Origin of the sequence: Pseudomonas sp. EA_15y_Pfl1_P101 (genome assembly GCF_963970835.1) — a bacterium.
GTDB lineage: Bacteria > Pseudomonadota > Gammaproteobacteria > Pseudomonadales > Pseudomonadaceae > Aquipseudomonas > Aquipseudomonas tritici.
Window position 1 is genome coordinate 465,317 of record NZ_CAXAPA010000002.1, and the last position, 16,945, is coordinate 482,261.

The following is a 16,945-nucleotide window of genomic DNA, read 5'->3' on the forward strand; positions in this document are numbered from 1 at the left end:
CGCCCCAATGGGCGGGCTTACATCCACCCATATTCAGCCATCGACAACGGATCGCCATCCCCCACGATGATGTGATCCAGTACCCGCACGTCCACTACTTCCAAGGCCTTTTGCAGCAACTTGGTCAAGTTTCGATCAGCCGCACTGGGCTCTGCGCTGCCGGAAGGATGGTTGTGGCACAGAATCAATGCCGCCGCGTTATATGCCAAGGCGCGCTTGACCACTTGCCGGGGGTAAACCATCGCCGCGTCAATGGTGCCCTGGGATAACGCTTCGAAACCCAGCACCCTGTGTTTTGAGTCGAGAAACAGGCAACCGAAGATCTCGTGAGGCTCATGGCGCAGCAAAGCCTTCAGGTAATCACGCACGGCTACCGGGCTTTCCAGTACCGAATCCTTACGCAGGCGCTCGGCCATATGTCGCCGGGACATTTCCAGCACTGCCTGCAACTGCGCAAATTTCGCCGGCCCAAGGCCCAATTGCTGGTTGAACAGCGCCTGGCTGGCCTCCAACAATGGGCGCAAGCCACCGAATTGCGCCAACAGATGGCGCGCCAGGTCCACCGCGCTCCTGCCAGCGACCCCGGTACGCAGGAAGATCGCCAGCAACTCGGCATCCGACAGGCTCGCCGCGCCCCATTCCAAAAGTTTCTCTCGCGGCCGCTCTGCTGCTGGCCAATCGCGAATACTCATCCCGCCTCCCTTTCCATATGCGTCCTGTGCGCCACGTGCACCGCTGTTGCCTCGCGGACGCTGTGTTATCGTAGGCCCTCTTTTTTGCCGCGATTTCCCCTGGGGAGGGGGCATCGCAGGCGCCACTGAACTGGCATCACTGAACTGGAAAGGCAAACCAATGCAGCGTCTGTATCGGAAACGCATCGTTCTCGGCGTTGGCGGCGGCATTGCCGCCTACAAGAGCGCAGAGCTGGTCCGCAGGCTTCTGGACCAAGGCGCCGAAGTGCGCGTGGTCATGACTCGCGGCGGCAGTGAGTTCATCACGCCGTTGACCATGCAGGCCTTGTCCGGGCACCCGGTTCACCTGGATCTGCTGGACCCGGCGGCCGAGGCCGCCATGGGCCATATCGAGCTGGCCAAATGGGCCGACCTGGTGCTGATCGCCCCGGCCACCGCCGACCTGATCGCCCGCCTGGCCCAAGGCATCGCCGATGACCTGCTGACCACCCTGGTACTGGCCACCGACGCCACCGTCGCCATCGCCCCGGCCATGAACCAGGCCATGTGGCGCGACCCGGCCACCCAGGCCAACACCCAACTCTTGCAAAGCCGTGGCCTCAAGGTATTCGGCCCGGCGTCAGGCAGCCAGGCCTGTGGCGATGTCGGCATGGGTCGCATGCTTGAAGCCACCGACCTGGCCCAGTGCGCCGCCGAGTGCTTCCAGCACTTGGCGCTCACCGGCAAGCATGTGCTGATCACGGCTGGCCCGACCCAGGAAAACATCGACCCGGTGCGCTACATCACCAACCATAGCTCAGGAAAAATGGGCTTTGCGCTGGCCGAAGCGGCGGTCGAGGCAGGCGCACGCGTTACTTTGATCACCGGCCCGGTGCATTTGCCGACCCCGGATCGGGTCACGCGAATCGACGTAGTCAGCGCCCGCGACATGCTCGCGGCCTGTGAGGCGGCCATTCCGTGCGACCTGTTTATCGCCTCGGCAGCGGTTGCGGACTACCGCCCGGAAGTCGTCGCCCCGCAAAAGCTCAAGAAAGACCCTACGAGCGGTGACGGCCTGCTCCTGCAAATGGTGCGTAACCCGGACATCCTGGCCACCATCGCCACGCGCCCGGACCGTCCGTTCAGTGTCGGCTTCGCGGCCGAGACCGAGCATTTGCTGGACTACGCAGCACGCAAATTGAAAGATAAAAACCTCGACCTGATCGTTGCCAATGATGTCGCCAACCCGAGCATCGGCTTCAACAGTGAGGAAAACGCGTGCAGCGTGATCGACCGCGAGCTACACGCCACCCTTTTCGCCCAGACCAGCAAGGGCAAGATTGCCCGCCAACTGATCTCTTTTATCGCCCAACGGCTGAACCAGGTTTAATGTCCATGCACGCTTTGCAAGCCAAGATTCTCGACCCACGCATCGGCAACGAATTCCCGCTGCCGGCCTACGCCACCCCGGGCTCCGCCGGCCTCGACCTGCGCGCCATGCTCAAGCAAGACACGGTGCTTGAGCCGGGCCAGACCATTCTGATTCCAACGGGCCTGTCGATCTATGTCGGCGACCCTGGCTTGGCTGCGCTGATCCTGCCGCGCTCCGGCCTGGGCCATAAACATGGCATCGTGCTGGGCAACCTGGTGGGCCTGATCGACTCGGACTACCAAGGCGAGCTGATGGTGTCGTGCTGGAACCGTGGCCAGACCGCGTTCAACATCGCCGTCGGCGAGCGCATTGCCCAGTTGGTACTGGTGCCGGTCGTACAGGCGCATTTCGAACTGGTAGAGGAGTTCGACGAAACCCAGCGCGGTGCGGGCGGGTTCGGGCATTCCGGCAGCCACTGACTAAGCTGAATCTGGCCGGGCGCCGTTGCCCGGCCCGACGCCACCGCAGGGCTTTCAGGACGAAGAATGCGCGGATCTTATCAGCGATTTTTCTCCATAAAAATCAACGCATTACGCAGAAAACAAGTCGAAGCCAGCACGCCGATGGCATTTTTGCACCACGAACTCTCTGCCGAAAACACCGTCATACCCTTCAGTTTGAGCCTGCCGGTCAGCCACATTAAGGCCAGCCTTGCCCCTTTCAGATGGAGTTTCCCCCGCGATGAGTACCGCAGCCCGCGTAGCCCCGACATTCCCCGATAGCATCTTTCGCGCCTATGACATTCGTGGCGTGGTGCCCAAGACGCTGACCGCCGAAACCGCCTACTGGATTGGCCGTGCCATCGGCTCCCAGAGCCAGGCCCAGGGCGAGCCCAACGTCTCGGTCGGCCGTGACGGTCGCCTGTCCGGCCCGGAATTGGTGGAACAGTTGATCCAGGGCCTGGCCGACAGCGGTTGCCATGTCAGCGACGTGGGCCTGGTGCCGACGCCTGCGCTGTACTACGCAGCCAACGTACTGGCCGGCAAGTCCGGAGTGATGCTCACCGGCAGCCATAACCCGTCGGATTACAACGGCTTCAAGATCGTCATCGCTGGCGACACCCTGGCCAACGAACAGATCCAGGCCCTGCACAACCGCCTGAAGACCAACGACCTGGCCAGCGGCCAGGGCACCGTCACCAAAGTCGACATCCTGCAGCGCTACTCTGATGAAATCACCGGCGACGTCAAACTCGCACGCCGCCTGAAAGTGGTGGTGGACTGCGGCAACGGCGCGGCCGGCGTGATCGCTCCGCAGTTGCTCGAAGCCCTGAACTGCGAAGTGATCCCCTTGTTCTGCGACGTCGACGGCAACTTCCCGAACCATCACCCAGACCCGGGCAAGCCTGAAAACCTGGTGGACCTGATCGCCAAGGTCAAGGAAACCGGGGCTGACGTGGGCCTGGCCTTCGACGGTGACGGCGACCGCGTGGGTGTGGTGACCGAGACCGGCGAAATCGTGTTCCCGGATCGCCTGCTGATGCTGTTCGCCCGCGATGTGGTGGCGCGCAACCCCAACGCCGAGATCATCTTCGACGTGAAGTGCACCCGCCGCCTCACGCCACTGATCAAGGAATATGGCGGTCGCCCGCTAATGTGGAAGACCGGTCACTCGTTGATCAAAAAGAAAATGAAGGAAACCGGCGCGCTGTTGGCCGGCGAAATGAGCGGCCATGTGTTCTTCAAGGAGCGCTGGTTCGGGTTTGACGACGGCATTTACAGCGCCGCCCGTCTGCTGGAGATCCTCAGCAAGGAAAAATCCACGGCCGAAGAACTGTTTCAGACCTTCCCGAATGATATTTCTACGCCAGAGATCAATATCCATGTGACCGAGGAGAGCAAATTCAGCATCATTGACGCACTGCACGATGCGCAATGGGGCGAAGGCGCTAACCTGACCACCATTGATGGTGTGCGAGTCGATTACGCCAAAGGCTGGGGCCTGGTTCGCGCGTCCAACACCACACCGGTGCTGGTCCTGCGTTTCGAGGCGGATACCGAGGCTGAGTTGCAGCGCATCAAGGACGTGTTCCACGCCCAGTTGAAACGTGTTGCCCCTGATCTCCAATTACCGTTCTGATTTTTAACCGGAGCCCTGAATGACCCTCGAACGCGAAGCCGCTGCCAACACTGCCAAGGTCCTTTCCGAAGCGTTGCCTTACATCCGACGCTACGTCGGCAAGACGCTGGTGATCAAGTACGGCGGCAATGCCATGGAAAGCGAAGAGCTGAAAACCGGCTTTGCCCGCGACATCGTGTTGATGAAAGCCGTGGGGATCAACCCGGTGGTAGTCCACGGTGGTGGGCCGCAAATCGGCGATCTGCTCAAGCGCTTGTCGATCGAGAGTCACTTCATCGATGGCATGCGCGTCACTGACGCGCAAACCATGGACGTGGTGGAGATGGTCCTCGGCGGCCAGGTCAACAAGGACATCGTCAACCTGATCAACCGCCACGGCGGCAGCGCCATCGGCCTGACCGGCAAGGACGCGGAGCTGATCCGCGCAAAAAAACTGACGGTGACCCGCCAGACGCCGGAGATGACCCAACCGGAAATCATCGACATCGGCCAGGTGGGTGAAGTCATCGGCATCAACACAGACCTGCTGAACCTGCTGGTGAAAGGTGACTTCATCCCGGTGATCGCGCCAATCGGCGTGGGTGCAAACGGCGAGTCCTACAACATCAACGCCGACCTGGTGGCCGGTAAGGTGGCCGAAGCGCTGAAGGCTGAAAAGCTGATGCTGCTGACCAACATCGCCGGCCTGATGGACAAGGAAGGCAAGGTGTTGACCGGCCTGACCACTCAACAAGTGGACGAGTTGATCGCCGACGGCACCATCTACGGCGGCATGCTGCCGAAAATCCGTTGCGCGCTGGAAGCGGTGCAAGGCGGCGTGGGCAGCTCATTGATCCTGGATGGCCGGGTACCGAACGCGATCCTGCTGGAAATCTTCACCGACACGGGTGTGGGCACACTGATCAGTAACCGCAAGCGTCCTTAAACGCTGCAAACAAAAAGGCCCCGCTCAATTTGATTGAGCGGGGCCTTTTTTTGGACACTGATTTTGCAGCAATGGGGAGATCCCCTGTGAGAGCGGGCGTGCTCGCGAAAGCGGTGGATCAGTCAGCACCCGTATCACTGAAAGCCCGCACACACGCCCACTTCACAGGATTTACTGTGTCAGACGCCGAACTGCTCGCGGTACGCACGCACAGCCGGCAGGTGTTGCTTGAGCTGCGGATCATCCTCCAGGAACTGCAGTACCTGGTTCAGCGAGACGATGCTGACCACCGGAATGCCGAAATCGCGCTCCACTTCCTGGATGGCCGACAACTCACCGTTGCCGCGCTCCTGGCGGTTCAGGGCGATCAGCACGCCGGCGGCCTTGGCGCCGTCCTGGGACGCGATGATCTGCATCACTTCGCGGATGGCAGTACCGGCAGTGATCACGTCATCGATGATCAACACATCGCCGGTGAGCGGCGCGCCCACCAGGCTGCCGCCTTCGCCATGGGCCTTGGCTTCCTTGCGGTTGAAGCACCACGGCAGGTCCCGCCCGTGATGCTCGGCCAGGGCCACGGCAGTCGCGGCGGCAAGGGGAATGCCCTTGTAGGCCGGGCCGAACAAAACGTCGAAGGAAATACCGCTTTCAACGATGGCGGCCGCGTAGAAACGACCCAACTGAGCCAGGGCCGAACCCGAGTTGAACAAGCCAGCATTGAAAAAGTACGGGCTGGTGCGCCCGGACTTCAGAGTGAACTCACCGAAGCGCAAAACGCCGCGATCGATGGCAAAACGAATGAAATCGCGTTGATACGCCTGCATGAAAAAAGCCTCAGATACCACGGATTTAGCTAATTAGGTAGACGGCGTGTATCATACACGCACGCGATTTTTGGGGCCATTTATGCGGATCATCAGTGTGAACGTTAATGGTATTCAGGCTGCAGTCGAGCGTGGTTTGCTCAGTTGGCTGCAAGCCCAGAATGCCGACGTCATCTGCCTGCAGGATACCCGCGCCTCCGCCTTTGAACTGGACGACCCAGCCTTCCAACTGGATGGCTACTTCCTTTATGCCTGCGATGCCGAAGTGCCCACCCAAGGTGGCGTGGCTTTGTATTCGCGGTTGCAACCCAAGGCGGTCATCAGCGGCCTCGGCTTCGAGACAGCCGACCGCTACGGGCGCTACCTGCAAGCCGATTTCGATAAGGTCAGCATCGCGACCTTGCTGCTCCCTTCGGGGCAGAACGGCGATGAAGACTTGAACCAGAAGTTCAAGCTAATGGACGATTTCGCCCGTTATCTGGATAAACAGCGGCGCAAACGTCGCGAGTACATTTATTGTGGCTCGCTGTACGTGGCGCAACAAAAGCTGGATATCAAGAACTGGCGCGACAGCCAGCAATCCCCGGGCTTCCTGGCGCCGGAGCGCGCTTGGATGGACGAGATTGTCGGCAACATGGGCTATGTGGATGCCCTGCGCGAAGTCAGCCGCGAAGGCGACCAGTACAGCTGGTGGCCGGACAATGAACAGGCTGAGATGCTCAACCTGGGCTGGCGTTTCGACTACCAGTTGCTGACCCCAGGTCTGCGCCGGTTCGTTCGCAGCGCACGCCTGCCGCGCCAGCCGCGCTTCTCGCAGCACGCGCCGCTTATCGTGGACTACGACTGGACACTGACCATCTAAGGTCTTTTTCCAGGCACAAAAAAACCGACATCGCTGTCGGTTTTTTTGTGCCTGTTCATTATTTGATCACGCGCCAGGTCAAGGGATAGCGATAGGCGATCCCCTTGTTGGCCTTGATGCTACCAATGATGGTCAGCACCACCGTGGCGATCGCCAGGGCGAACATCAGGAAAAACCCAACCACCGCGAAGGCCAGCACGATGCAAACCATCCAGGCGATGGCCACGGTGATCTGGAAGTTCAGGGCTTCCTTGCCCTGATCATCAATGAACGGGTCCACTTCCTTCTTCATCTGCCACAGGATCAGCGGCCCTACGACACTGCCGAAGGGGAACACAAACCCCAGAAACGCCGCGAGATGGCACAACATTGCCCCCTGACGCACTTCGTAGGAAGGCGTAGGCACCGGCATCTGGCTGTCATTCATGGCGTTTCTCCTTGAGGCCGACTCAGTCAGCCAGGGCGGCGTTCTGCAGTTCGAAAATCTCGGTCATGCCTTTCTGGGCCAAGGCCAGCATCGCGTTCAGATCAGCCGGCTGGAACGGCGCGCCTTCGGCAGTGCCCTGCACTTCGATGAAGCCACCCGTGCTGGTCATCACCACGTTCAGGTCGGTCTCGGCGGCCGAGTCTTCCAGGTAATCCAGGTCCAGCACAGGCTCGCCCTGGTACATGCCTACCGATACGGCAGCGATCATTTGCTTGAGCGGGTCACCGCCTTTCAGGCCGCCACGCTTCTTGATCACTTTGAGTGCATCAACCAGGGCGACCATGGCGCCGGTGATGGACGCGGTGCGGGTGCCGCCGTCGGCCTGGATCACGTCGCAGTCGACGTACAGGGTCACGTCGCCCAGCTTGGACATATCCAGGGCTGCGCGCAGGGAACGACCGATCAAGCGCTGGATTTCCAGGGTGCGGCCGCCTTGCTTGCCACGGCTGGCTTCACGCTGGTTACGCTCACCGGTGGCGCGCGGCAGCATGCCGTACTCGGCGGTCAACCAGCCCTGGCCCTGACCTTTAAGGAAACGCGGTACGCCGTTTTCGACGCTGACGGTGCAGATCACCTTGGTATCGCCAAACTCGACCAGTACAGACCCCTCGGCGTGTTTGGTGTAGTTGCGGGTGATGCGGATCGAGCGGAGCTGATCGGCAGCGCGACCACTTGGACGTTTCATAGGGAGACACCTGTACTGAGGACGAAAAACTGCCGAGCATTATAGAGCCGCGAGCCGATTCGGGGCACTGCTAAAAAATCCTGTTACGAATGCTCGCGTTTGGGCGTGCTCGCCCCACTGCGCTACAATCGCGCGCCTTCTTAACCATCAGCCCGTGATTGACGGGACTGCAACGCGAGGTACCTCCATGGTGCACAGCATGACCGCCTTCGCCCGCGTCGAACAAGCCGGCGTACAAGGCACCCTGAGCTGGGAATTGCGCTCGGTCAACAGCCGCTACCTGGAGCCGCATCTGCGCCTGCCCGAGTCGTTCCGCGACCTCGAAGGCGCCGTGCGTGAAGCGCTGCGCCAGGGCATCTCCCGGGGCAAACTGGAGTGCACCCTGCGCTTTACCGAGGAAACCACCGGCAAGCCGCTGCAGGTTGATCGCGACCGTGCGGCGCAATTGGTAGCCGCCGCCGAGACCATCGCCGGCCTGATCAAGCAACCTGCCGCGCTCAACCCACTGGAAGTGCTGGCTTGGCCTGGCGTATTGGTGGCCGACGCCACCGACCCGCAAGCCCTCAACGCCGAAGCCCTCGCCTTGTTCAACCAGGGCTTGAAGGAACTCAAGGCCGGCCGCGAGCGCGAAGGCGCCGAACTGGCGCGCCTGATCAGCGAGCGCCTGACCTCCATTGAAGAAGACGTGGTCACCCTGCGCGAGCTGGTGCCACAGATGCTCGCCACCCAGCGCCAGAAGGTGCTCGACCGCTTCACCGACATGAAAGCCGACCTCGACCCCACGCGCCTGGAGCAGGAAATGGTGTTGCTGGCACAGAAGAGCGACGTCGCCGAAGAACTCGACCGCCTGAGCACGCACATCCTTGAAGTACGCCGCGTGCTCAAGTCGGGCGGTGCCGCCGGTCGGCGCCTGGACTTCCTGATGCAGGAACTCAACCGCGAAGCCAATACACTGGGCTCCAAGGCGTTCGATCCGCGTAGCACTACGGCTGCGGTCAACCTCAAAGTGTTGATCGAGCAGATGCGCGAACAAGTACAGAATATTGAGTAAGGCAACCTCCATGACCCACAGCACCGGCACCCTTTACATCATTTCCGCCCCCTCGGGCGCGGGCAAAAGCAGCCTGGTCAAGGCCCTGACCGACGCTGACGAGCAGATCCGCATCTCGGTTTCCCACACCACCCGCGCCATGCGCCCGGGTGAGGTGAACGGCGTGCACTATCACTTCGTCGAACGCACCGAGTTCGTCAAGATGATCGAGCACGGCGACTTCCTTGAGCGCGCCGAAGTCTTCGGCAACCTCTACGGCACGTCGCAAAGCCACTTGCAGCAGACCCTGGACGAAGGCCACGACCTGATTCTGGAAATCGACTGGCAGGGCGCCGAGCAAGTGCGCCAGCTGATGCCCAAGGCGCGTTCGATCTTTATCCTGCCGCCGTCGCTTGAAGCCTTGCACCAGCGCTTGAAAAATCGCGGCCAGGACAGCGACGAGATCATCGAAGGCCGCATGCGTGAGGCCGTCAGCGAAATGAGCCACTACGTCGACTATGACTACCTGATCATCAACGACGATTTTGCCCACGCTTTGGACGATTTGAAGGCGATTTTCCGCACCAACCAGCTCCAGCAAAAGCGCCAACAACAGCGTTTCGGCAAATTACTGGCCGAACTGCTCGGCTGATTGGCTCTTCCCAAAACCGCTGCAAGGGCTTTACATTGGCGCTTGTAGCGGTTTTGCGAGGGCCTGAGAAAAATCAGCGCTTCCCTAAACGCTGGTGATTTTTTAAACTGTTTAGTCCGCTTGCCCAACCGGGCAGCGCGCATCTTGCATTCGCTCCGAGGAATACCATGGCCCGCGTAACCGTTGAAGACTGCCTAGAACACGTGGATAACCGCTTTGAGCTGGTCATGCTCTCTACCAAGCGTGCCCGTCAACTGGCCACTGGCGGCAAAGAGCCATTGGTCCAGTGGGAAAACGACAAGCCTACCGTTGTGGCCCTGCGTGAAATCGCTGAAGGCCTGATGAGCTACGAGTTCATCGCCAACGCCGAAATCGTTGAAGACGAACCGCTGTTTGCAGCGTTCGAGGACGAGTCCAACGAGGCCGTCTAAGCCTATGCCTGGTCGACGTAGAACGGCGCGGGGTCACAGCCAACGGCAGGAGTTAACACTTTGCCGAGCATAGACGCCCTCGCCGATCGCTTATCGGCCTACCTCGGCCCAGACCAGGTCAACCTGGTCCGCCGAGCGTATTTCTACGCCGAACAAGCCCACGACGGGCAACGCCGCCGTAGTGGCGAGGCGTATGTCACGCATCCCCTTGCGGTGGCAAATATTCTTGCCGACATGCACATGGACCATCAAAGCCTGATGGCCGCAATGCTGCATGACGTGATCGAAGACACCGGTATCGCCAAAGAGGCGCTGCAAGCGCAGTTCGGTGAAACCGTGGCCGAACTGGTCGACGGGGTCAGCAAACTGACCCAGATGAACTTCGAGACCAAGGCCGAAGCCCAGGCGGAAAACTTCCAGAAGATGGCCATGGCCATGGCCCGCGACATTCGGGTGATTCTGGTCAAGCTGGCAGACCGGCTGCACAACATGCGCACGCTGGAAGTGCTGTCCGGCGAAAAGCGCCGGCGCATCGCCAAGGAAACCCTGGAAATCTACGCACCCATCGCCAACCGGTTGGGCATGCATGCCATTCGTATCGAGTTCGAAGACCTCGGCTTCAAGGCCATGCACCCGATGCGTTCGGCGCGCATCTACCAGGCGGTCAAACGCGCCCGGGGCAACCGCAAGGAAATCGTCAACAAAATCGAAGAGTCGCTGAGCCATTGCCTGGCGATCGACGAGATCGAAGGCGAAGTCAGCGGGCGGCAGAAGCACCTCTACGGCATCTACAAGAAGATGCGCGGCAAGCGTCGGGCCTTCAACGAAATCATGGACGTGTACGCGTTCCGGATCATCGTCGACAAGGTCGACACCTGCTACCGCGTGCTCGGCGCTGTACATAATTTGTACAAGCCCCTGCCCGGCCGCTTCAAAGACTACATCGCGATTCCCAAGGCCAACGGCTACCAGTCGCTGCATACCACGCTGTTCGGTATGCACGGGGTGCCGATCGAAATCCAGATCCGCACCCGCGAAATGGAAGAGATGGCCAACAACGGCATCGCCGCCCATTGGCTGTACAAATCCAGCGGCGACGAGCAGCCCAAAGGCACACATGCCCGCGCCCGCCAGTGGGTCAAGGGCGTGCTGGAAATGCAGCAACGTGCCGGCAACTCCCTCGAATTTATCGAAAGCGTGAAGATCGACCTGTTCCCGGACGAGGTCTACGTGTTCACGCCCAAAGGCCGGATCATGGAACTGCCCAAAGGCTCCACGGCGGTCGACTTTGCCTACGCAGTGCACACCGACGTGGGCAACAGCTGCATTGCCTGTCGGATCAATCGCCGCCTCGCGCCGCTGTCCGAACCGCTGCAAAGCGGCTCCACGGTCGAGATCGTCAGCGCACCGGGCGCACGCCCGAACCCAGCCTGGCTCAACTTTGTGGTCACCGGCAAAGCGCGCACACATATCCGTCACGCCCTGAAGCTGCAGCGCCGCTCCGAATCCATCAGCCTCGGCGAACGCCTGCTGAACAAGGTACTTAATGGTTTCGACAGTGCCCTGGACAAAGTTCCTACAGAGCGCGTGCAAGCGATGCTTCACGAGTATCGCCAGGAAACCATCGAAGACCTGCTGGAAGATATCGGCCTGGGCAACCGCATGGCCTACGTCGTCGCCCGCCGCTTGCTCGGCGAAGGTGAACAGCTACCAAGCCCGGAAGGCCCACTGGCGATTCGCGGCACCGAAGGCTTGGTGCTCAGCTACGCCAAGTGTTGCACGCCGATCCCGGGCGACCCGATTGTCGGCCACTTGTCGGCGGGCAAAGGCATGGTGGTGCACCTGGACAACTGCCGGAACATTACCGAAGTCCGTCACAACCCGGAAAAATGCATCCAGCTCTCGTGGGCCAAGGATGTCACCGGCGAATTCAACGTCGAGTTGCGCGTGGAGCTGGAACACCAACGCGGCCTGATCGCCCTGCTGGCCAGCAGCGTCAACGCGGCCGACGGCAATATCGAGAAAATCAGCATGGACGAGCGCGATGGTCGCATCAGCGTGGTCCAGCTGGTGGTCAGCGTGCACGACCGTGTGCACCTCGCCCGCGTGATCAAGAAACTGCGCGCCCTGATCGGTGTGATCCGCATCACCCGTATGCGGGCATAGGCCTTCAAATACGTCATCACCTCTTACAAGGAGTCATAAATGACCAAGACCGTTATCACCAGCGATAAAGCCCCGGCCGCGATCGGCACTTACTCCCAGGCGATCAAGGCGGGCAACACCGTCTACATGTCCGGCCAGATCCCACTGGACCCAAAGACCATGGAACTGGTGGAAGGCTTTGAAGCACAGACTGTGCAGGTCTTCGAAAACCTCAAATCGGTTGCTGAAGCTGCCGGCGGTTCGTTCAAGGACATCGTCAAGCTGAACATTTTCCTCACCGACCTGAGCCACTTCGCCAAGGTCAACGAGATCATGGGCAAGTACTTCGAACAGCCGTACCCAGCCCGCGCCGCCATCGGCGTTGCTGCCCTGCCAAAGGGTGCGCAGGTTGAGATGGACGCGATTCTGGTCATCGAGTAAAACACCCGGCGCGGCCCTCCCATAGGCTGCGCCGACTTCGTTTTAAAAGGATTTCATGATGCGCAAAGCGCTTGTAGCCTCATCATTGCTCGCCCTGCTGCTCGGCGGCTGCGCCAGCAACCCTGCCGACCTGGACGTGAGCGGCACCTGGATCAACCAGATCGCCATCGATGCGGCAGCCAAGGGCGGCCCTTTGCGTGAAGCCCTGCAAAGCTATGGCCCTAACCTCGAATGGGAGGTTAATACCAAGGCCGCGCAGGCGCGCTACTACAACGGTTTTGAAGTAGCCGAAGGCAAGTTGCTGGGTGAGAAATCCGGCGCCTGGAGCGTAGACTTCTACGGCAGCTCAGCCACCGAGCTCAAGCGTAAAGGTGAACAACTGCTGCAATCGGCCAACGACAACGAGCCAGCACAGCTGCTTGCCCGCCCCAAGGACCCCGCGCCGGACGGTGCTCCCATCGGCGCGAACTTTGAGCGTGCGCTTTACGCGGCCTACATGGGCGGCGACTGGAAGATCACCGACGGCTTCGGTAGCGGCGCCATCGTGCAGTTCCAGGCTGACGGCAAGGTTGTCGGCTTGCCTAATGTTGATCGGTACTCGCTGTGCCTGGCCGGTGATTGCGCCTCGATGAGCGGCGGCTATGACAGCATCTGGCTGCAACTCAACGGCCAGGGCAACCCGTGGATTTTTGTGCGCAAGGGCAAGCAGCTGGAAATCTTCCAGGCGATCAATACTGCGGGAGCGGATGAAGTACCTTCGTTTACGCCCGGACCGCGGCAGTGGTTGCTGGAAAAGTAATTAAGCAGCCAAACACAGATTCAAATGTGGGCGCGGCGCACCGCCGCTCCCATATTTTTTAACTGTGTTTCAGCCTTTAAGGATCGCCGCGTAGCCTTCGCGGTAAGTTGGATAGGTCGGCGTCCAACCCAGCGCCTTCGCCCGCGGATTACTGCATCGCTTGCTGCTCGCACGACGCACACTCGCATCCTCGGACCACTCCGTCACACCCAGATACTCGCGCAACCACGCCACCACTTCCGCCAGCGGAGCGGGCGCATCGTCGACGCCGATGTAGATCTCATCCAGCGAGCCACCCTGCTCCACATGCCGCAACAAAAACGCCAACAAGCCCGCCGCATCATCCGCATGAATCCGGTTGCCATATAAAGGCGGATCAATTGCGACACGGTAGCCCTGGCGAACCTGGGTCAGCAGCCATTCGCGGCCTGGTCCATAAATACCGGTCAATCGGACGATGCTGGCCGGAATGCCACTATTGAGCGCCACTTGCTCAGCCTCCAGCATCACTTGCCCGGAATAACCCTTGGCTTGAGTCTCCGACGTTTCGTCGACCCACTCTCCATTCTGCTGCCCATAGACGCTGCTGCTGGAAACAAACAACAAATGTTTCGGCTCCTGACCGTAGTCGCCCAACCACTCCAGTACGTGTTTCAGCCCTTCTACATAAGCGGCGCGATAGCCGGCTTCGTCGTGGTCAGTCGCGGCGGCGCAGTACACCAGGTAATCCACCCCGCCGATCGGCCAGGTGTCAGGGCAATCCTTGTTGAACAGGTCGCCAGCAATGCCTATCACCCCGTCAGGGAGCCGCGAAATATCCCGCCGCAAGCCATGCACCTCCCATCCCGAGGCGAGCAATTGGCTTGCCAGCCGACTACCTACATCGCCACAGCCGGCAATCACAACAGAAGGCGCTGACATCATAAAACTCCGTATTGAAAGGTCTAGGTTAGCCGCCTCGGTGGACCGCCGGCCAGAAAAAGCACAAATAAAGTTACTGTATTACTTTTGTTAACAAGAATTACTTGCAATAATGACCGCCCATTTGTCCTCGGCCCCTTGGGTCTGGAAGGACGATCACTCATTTTTTTTACTCAGGTCCGGCCAGCATGACACGTAATACAACCCCCGCTTCGCCAACCAAGCTTCACAGCCCGTCCCGCGCCTGGCGCGCGATTGCTGCGCTGCTGTTCAGCGTTCTGCTGGCACCGACCGCCGCCTTGGCTGATGCCACCGCGCCAGCTACCCCGCCTGCTGCTGCCGCACCGGCAGCTCCGGCCGCCGCGCCAGCCGCTACCGACCCGGCCCAGGCTGCTGACCCAGCCTCCGCCGACGACACCGGGGTAGCTCTGGAAGAAGACAACACCTTGGGCATGGCCCACGACCTGTCGCCGTGGGGCATGTATCAGAACGCCGACGTCGTGGTGAAAGCCGTCATGATCGGACTGGCCATTGCCTCGATCATCACCTGGACCATCTGGATCGCCAAAGGCCTCGAACTGCTGGGTGCCAAGCGTCGCCTGCGCAGCGAAATCGTCCACCTGAAAAAGGCCACCACCCTTAAGGAAGCGAGCGAAAGCGCGACCAAGAAAGGCACTCTGGCCAACACCCTGGTGCACGACGCGCTGGAAGAAATGCGCCTGTCGGCCAACGCCCGCGAAAAAGAAGGCATCAAGGAACGCGTGGCCTTCCGCCTGGAGCGCCTAGTGGCGGCCTGCGGTCGAAACATGAGCAGCGGCACCGGCGTGCTGGCAACCATCGGCTCGACCGCACCCTTCGTCGGCCTGTTCGGTACCGTGTGGGGCATCATGAACAGCTTCATCGGCATCGCCAAAACCCAAACCACCAACCTTGCCGTCGTTGCCCCCGGCATCGCCGAAGCCCTTCTGGCCACTGCACTGGGCCTGGTTGCCGCGATTCCTGCGGTAGTGATCTACAACGTCTTCGCCCGTTCGATTGCCGGCTACAAGGCCCAGGTATCGGACGCGTCGGCAGAAGTCCTGCTGCTGGTCAGCCGCGACCTCGATCACCTGCCTACCGAGCGCAGCTCGCAACCGCACATGGTGAAAGTGGGGTAATCGGCCATGGGCCTGCATTTGAATCAAGGCGACGACGAACTCGTCGAGAACCACGAAATCAACGTCACGCCGTTTATCGACGTGATGCTGGTGCTGCTGATCATCTTCATGGTGGCCGCACCGTTGGCGACCGTGGATATCAAGGTTGACCTGCCCGCGTCCAGCGCCAAGCCGGCGCCGCGACCGGAAAAACCCATCTTCCTCAGCGTCAAGGCGGACCAACGCTTGTTCCTGGGTGAAGAAGAAGTCAAGACTGAAGCCCTGGGGCCGGTGCTCGACGCCAAAACCCAAGGCAAGAAAGACACGACGATCTTCTTCCAGGCTGACAAAGGCGTGGACTACGGCGACCTGATGAGCGTGATGGATGCCCTGCGGGCAGCCGGCTACCTCAAGGTAGGCCTGGTTGGACTTGAGACGGCAGCCAAGAAATGATCACAACGCGCCACAAACTGACGCGTTATGGCACCAGCCTCGCCGTCGTACTGGGCGTGCATGCCGTCGCGATCGCTATCGCGCTGCATTGGTCAGCGCCGCGTACGGTGCAGTTGCCACCGGCCGCCATGGTCATCGACCTGGCACCGATGCCAGCCCCACCGCCGCCGGCACCGCCCAAGGTGGTCACGCCGCCGCAACCGCCTGCACCGGTCGAAGAGCTGCCCCTGCCGAAAATGGCCGAGGCACCCAAGCCGACGATCCAGGCGCCCAAGCCGGTCAAGCCCAAGCCAAAACCGCAGCCGCCCAAGCCTGTGGAGAAAAAGATCGAGCCACCCAAGGAGAAACCCTCCGAGGAACCGCCGAGCGACGCTCCACCGACTAACACGCCAGCGGAAAAATCGGCCCAGCCCGTGCCTGGCCCTTCGCCGCAACAGGTCGCCGCCAAAGCGTCTTGGGAAGGCGCACTGTTGGCGCACTTGCAGAAGTACAAGAAGTACCCACCAGGTGCCCAGGCTCGTGGCAAAGAAGGCCTGAACCGCCTGAAGTTTGTGGTGGATGCCGAAGGCAACGTGCTGTCCTATGAGTTGGTGGGCCGCTCCGGCAATGCCGACCTGGACCGCGCGACCCTGGACATGATCCGTCGTGCCCAGCCGCTGCCCAAGCCACCAGCCTATATGTTGAAAGGCGGCAGCATCGAGATCGTTGCACCGTTCGTGTACAACATTGAGAAGCGTCGCCGCTGAAGGTTGCAGGAGTCAGCTTGTGTGGGAACGGGCTTGCATGCGATAGCATCACCTCGGTGCAACTGATAGACCGAGGTGCTTGCATCGCTGGCAAGCCCGCTCTTATCAAACAAAAAATAACTCATTGTTTTTGCTCTTAAAATTTAAGCCGCTTTAACCAGCTGCAATCCAAGTTTGCGTGCCTTGCGTTCCAAGGCGCGCATCTGCCGATCACGGCTTCTTTCTT

At 60.5% G+C, this 16,945-nt stretch carries 19 protein-coding genes and 1 pseudogene; 14 read left to right on the top strand and 6 right to left on the bottom strand.

The genetic code is table 11. The features are described from left to right. Nucleotides 1–17: 17 nt before the first annotated feature. Nucleotides 18–692, bottom strand: a complete 675-nt coding sequence (gene radC / locus AACY36_RS04565) for a RadC family protein (RefSeq protein WP_339436651.1) — start codon at nt 690–692, stop codon at nt 18–20. Between the two features lie 160 nt (nt 693–852). On the opposite strand from radC, the gene coaBC reads away from it, so the two are divergent. Beyond that, nucleotides 853–2,061, top strand: coding sequence for a bifunctional phosphopantothenoylcysteine decarboxylase/phosphopantothenate--cysteine ligase CoaBC (gene coaBC, locus AACY36_RS04570; protein WP_043048060.1), 1,209 nt, complete (start codon nt 853–855; stop codon nt 2,059–2,061). A 5-nt stretch (nt 2,062–2,066) separates the two neighbouring features. Continuing rightward, complete coding sequence (dut, locus tag AACY36_RS04575; RefSeq protein ID WP_003213270.1) at nt 2,067–2,522, top strand: dUTP diphosphatase; 456 nt, start codon at nt 2,067–2,069, stop codon at nt 2,520–2,522. Nucleotides 2,523–2,602: 80 nt separating this feature from the next. Here the strand turns inward: dut and AACY36_RS04580 are convergent, their stop codons facing one another. Beyond that, nucleotides 2,603–2,743, bottom strand: a complete 141-nt coding sequence (locus tag AACY36_RS04580; RefSeq protein ID WP_339436650.1) for a hypothetical protein — start codon at nt 2,741–2,743, stop codon at nt 2,603–2,605. Nucleotides 2,744–2,775: 32 nt separating this feature from the next. On the opposite strand from AACY36_RS04580, the pseudogene AACY36_RS04585 reads away from it, so the two are divergent. Together AACY36_RS04585 and argB are read left to right on the top strand one after the other, a co-directional pair. After that, nucleotides 2,776–4,182: pseudogene (locus AACY36_RS04585) on the top strand (phosphomannomutase/phosphoglucomutase); the annotation flags it as partial. Nucleotides 4,183–4,201: 19 nt separating this feature from the next. Then, nucleotides 4,202–5,107 carry an acetylglutamate kinase gene (gene argB / locus AACY36_RS04590; RefSeq protein WP_017735763.1) on the top strand — a complete coding sequence of 302 codons (906 nt, stop codon included), beginning with the start codon at nt 4,202–4,204 and terminating at the stop codon, nt 5,105–5,107. A 179-nt stretch (nt 5,108–5,286) separates the two neighbouring features. Here argB and pyrE read toward each other — a convergent pair whose 3' ends face one another. Further along, nucleotides 5,287–5,931: an orotate phosphoribosyltransferase gene (gene pyrE / locus AACY36_RS04595; protein WP_021492595.1), complete on the bottom strand. Its 645-nt coding sequence runs from the start codon at nt 5,929–5,931 to the stop codon at nt 5,287–5,289. An 82-nt stretch (nt 5,932–6,013) separates the two neighbouring features. On the opposite strand from pyrE, the gene AACY36_RS04600 reads away from it, so the two are divergent. Continuing rightward, nucleotides 6,014–6,793 (top strand): exodeoxyribonuclease III, encoded by a 780-nt coding sequence (locus tag AACY36_RS04600; protein WP_003195493.1) that lies wholly within the window; start codon nt 6,014–6,016, stop codon nt 6,791–6,793. Nucleotides 6,794–6,851: 58 nt separating this feature from the next. Here AACY36_RS04600 and AACY36_RS04605 read toward each other — a convergent pair whose 3' ends face one another. Both AACY36_RS04605 and rph read right to left on the bottom strand, forming a co-directional pair. Beyond that, nucleotides 6,852–7,220 (bottom strand): DUF4870 domain-containing protein, encoded by a 369-nt coding sequence (locus AACY36_RS04605; RefSeq protein ID WP_065875476.1) that lies wholly within the window; start codon nt 7,218–7,220, stop codon nt 6,852–6,854. Between the two features lie 22 nt (nt 7,221–7,242). Then, nucleotides 7,243–7,965, bottom strand: coding sequence for a ribonuclease PH (gene rph, locus AACY36_RS04610; RefSeq protein WP_003213280.1), 723 nt, complete (start codon nt 7,963–7,965; stop codon nt 7,243–7,245). A 187-nt stretch (nt 7,966–8,152) separates the two neighbouring features. Between rph and AACY36_RS04615 the strand changes: the two genes are divergently transcribed. From AACY36_RS04615 to AACY36_RS04640, 6 genes are all read left to right on the top strand, one after another. After that, on the top strand, nt 8,153–9,016 hold the full coding sequence (locus AACY36_RS04615; protein WP_339415087.1) for a YicC/YloC family endoribonuclease: 864 nt from the start codon (nt 8,153–8,155) through the stop codon (nt 9,014–9,016). 10 nt (nt 9,017–9,026) lie between these two features. Continuing rightward, nucleotides 9,027–9,647 (top strand): guanylate kinase, encoded by a 621-nt coding sequence (gene gmk / locus AACY36_RS04620; protein WP_065875477.1) that lies wholly within the window; start codon nt 9,027–9,029, stop codon nt 9,645–9,647. Between the two features lie 167 nt (nt 9,648–9,814). Next, nucleotides 9,815–10,078 carry a DNA-directed RNA polymerase subunit omega gene (rpoZ, locus tag AACY36_RS04625; RefSeq protein ID WP_003176920.1) on the top strand — a complete coding sequence of 88 codons (264 nt, stop codon included), beginning with the start codon at nt 9,815–9,817 and terminating at the stop codon, nt 10,076–10,078. 60 nt (nt 10,079–10,138) lie between these two features. Beyond that, nucleotides 10,139–12,244, top strand: a complete 2,106-nt coding sequence (spoT, locus tag AACY36_RS04630) for a bifunctional GTP diphosphokinase/guanosine-3',5'-bis pyrophosphate 3'-pyrophosphohydrolase (RefSeq protein ID WP_339415086.1) — start codon at nt 10,139–10,141, stop codon at nt 12,242–12,244. A 39-nt stretch (nt 12,245–12,283) separates the two neighbouring features. Continuing rightward, a complete protein-coding gene (locus AACY36_RS04635; RefSeq protein ID WP_003176922.1) occupies nt 12,284–12,664 on the top strand; it encodes a RidA family protein in 381 nt (126 codons plus the stop codon). Nucleotides 12,665–12,722: 58 nt separating this feature from the next. Continuing rightward, the gene (locus AACY36_RS04640; RefSeq protein WP_339415085.1) at nt 12,723–13,463 is read left to right on the top strand and encodes a hypothetical protein; all 741 of its coding nucleotides are present in this window, start codon (nt 12,723–12,725) and stop codon (nt 13,461–13,463) included. A 69-nt stretch (nt 13,464–13,532) separates the two neighbouring features. Here AACY36_RS04640 and AACY36_RS04645 read toward each other — a convergent pair whose 3' ends face one another. Further along, the gene (locus tag AACY36_RS04645; RefSeq protein WP_339496783.1) at nt 13,533–14,384 is read right to left on the bottom strand and encodes an SDR family oxidoreductase; all 852 of its coding nucleotides are present in this window, start codon (nt 14,382–14,384) and stop codon (nt 13,533–13,535) included. A gap of 188 nt (nt 14,385–14,572) precedes the next feature. Here AACY36_RS04645 and exbB point away from each other — a divergent pair, with 188 nt between their 5' ends. The 3 genes from exbB to AACY36_RS04660 are packed head-to-tail and all read left to right on the top strand — an operon-like array spanning nt 14,573 to nt 16,719. Next, nucleotides 14,573–15,541 (top strand): tonB-system energizer ExbB, encoded by a 969-nt coding sequence (gene exbB / locus AACY36_RS04650; protein WP_339415083.1) that lies wholly within the window; start codon nt 14,573–14,575, stop codon nt 15,539–15,541. Between the two features lie 6 nt (nt 15,542–15,547). Beyond that, a complete protein-coding gene (exbD, locus tag AACY36_RS04655; protein WP_339415082.1) occupies nt 15,548–15,973 on the top strand; it encodes a TonB system transport protein ExbD in 426 nt (141 codons plus the stop codon). Then, nucleotides 15,970–16,719, top strand: coding sequence for an energy transducer TonB (locus tag AACY36_RS04660; protein WP_339415081.1), 750 nt, complete (start codon nt 15,970–15,972; stop codon nt 16,717–16,719). Before exbD ends, AACY36_RS04660 begins: the two co-directional genes overlap by 4 nt. Nucleotides 16,720–16,945 lie beyond the last annotated feature (226 nt).

Coding starts and splice junctions, on each gene's coding strand:
- radC (WP_339436651.1), bottom strand. CDS start 692: ATGAGTATTCGCGATTGGCCAGCAGCAGAGCGGCCGCGAGAGAAACTT.
- coaBC (WP_043048060.1), top strand. CDS start 853: ATGCAGCGTCTGTATCGGAAACGCATCGTTCTCGGCGTTGGCGGCGGC.
- dut (WP_003213270.1), top strand. CDS start 2,067: ATGCACGCTTTGCAAGCCAAGATTCTCGACCCACGCATCGGCAACGAA.
- AACY36_RS04580 (WP_339436650.1), bottom strand. CDS start 2,743: ATGTGGCTGACCGGCAGGCTCAAACTGAAGGGTATGACGGTGTTTTCG.
- argB (WP_017735763.1), top strand. CDS start 4,202: ATGACCCTCGAACGCGAAGCCGCTGCCAACACTGCCAAGGTCCTTTCC.
- pyrE (WP_021492595.1), bottom strand. CDS start 5,931: ATGCAGGCGTATCAACGCGATTTCATTCGTTTTGCCATCGATCGCGGC.
- AACY36_RS04600 (WP_003195493.1), top strand. CDS start 6,014: ATGCGGATCATCAGTGTGAACGTTAATGGTATTCAGGCTGCAGTCGAG.
- AACY36_RS04605 (WP_065875476.1), bottom strand. CDS start 7,220: ATGAATGACAGCCAGATGCCGGTGCCTACGCCTTCCTACGAAGTGCGT.
- rph (WP_003213280.1), bottom strand. CDS start 7,965: ATGAAACGTCCAAGTGGTCGCGCTGCCGATCAGCTCCGCTCGATCCGC.
- AACY36_RS04615 (WP_339415087.1), top strand. CDS start 8,153: ATGGTGCACAGCATGACCGCCTTCGCCCGCGTCGAACAAGCCGGCGTA.
- gmk (WP_065875477.1), top strand. CDS start 9,027: ATGACCCACAGCACCGGCACCCTTTACATCATTTCCGCCCCCTCGGGC.
- rpoZ (WP_003176920.1), top strand. CDS start 9,815: ATGGCCCGCGTAACCGTTGAAGACTGCCTAGAACACGTGGATAACCGC.
- AACY36_RS04635 (WP_003176922.1), top strand. CDS start 12,284: ATGACCAAGACCGTTATCACCAGCGATAAAGCCCCGGCCGCGATCGGC.
- AACY36_RS04640 (WP_339415085.1), top strand. CDS start 12,723: ATGCGCAAAGCGCTTGTAGCCTCATCATTGCTCGCCCTGCTGCTCGGC.
- AACY36_RS04645 (WP_339496783.1), bottom strand. CDS start 14,384: ATGTCAGCGCCTTCTGTTGTGATTGCCGGCTGTGGCGATGTAGGTAGT.
- exbB (WP_339415083.1), top strand. CDS start 14,573: ATGACACGTAATACAACCCCCGCTTCGCCAACCAAGCTTCACAGCCCG.
- exbD (WP_339415082.1), top strand. CDS start 15,548: ATGGGCCTGCATTTGAATCAAGGCGACGACGAACTCGTCGAGAACCAC.
- AACY36_RS04660 (WP_339415081.1), top strand. CDS start 15,970: ATGATCACAACGCGCCACAAACTGACGCGTTATGGCACCAGCCTCGCC.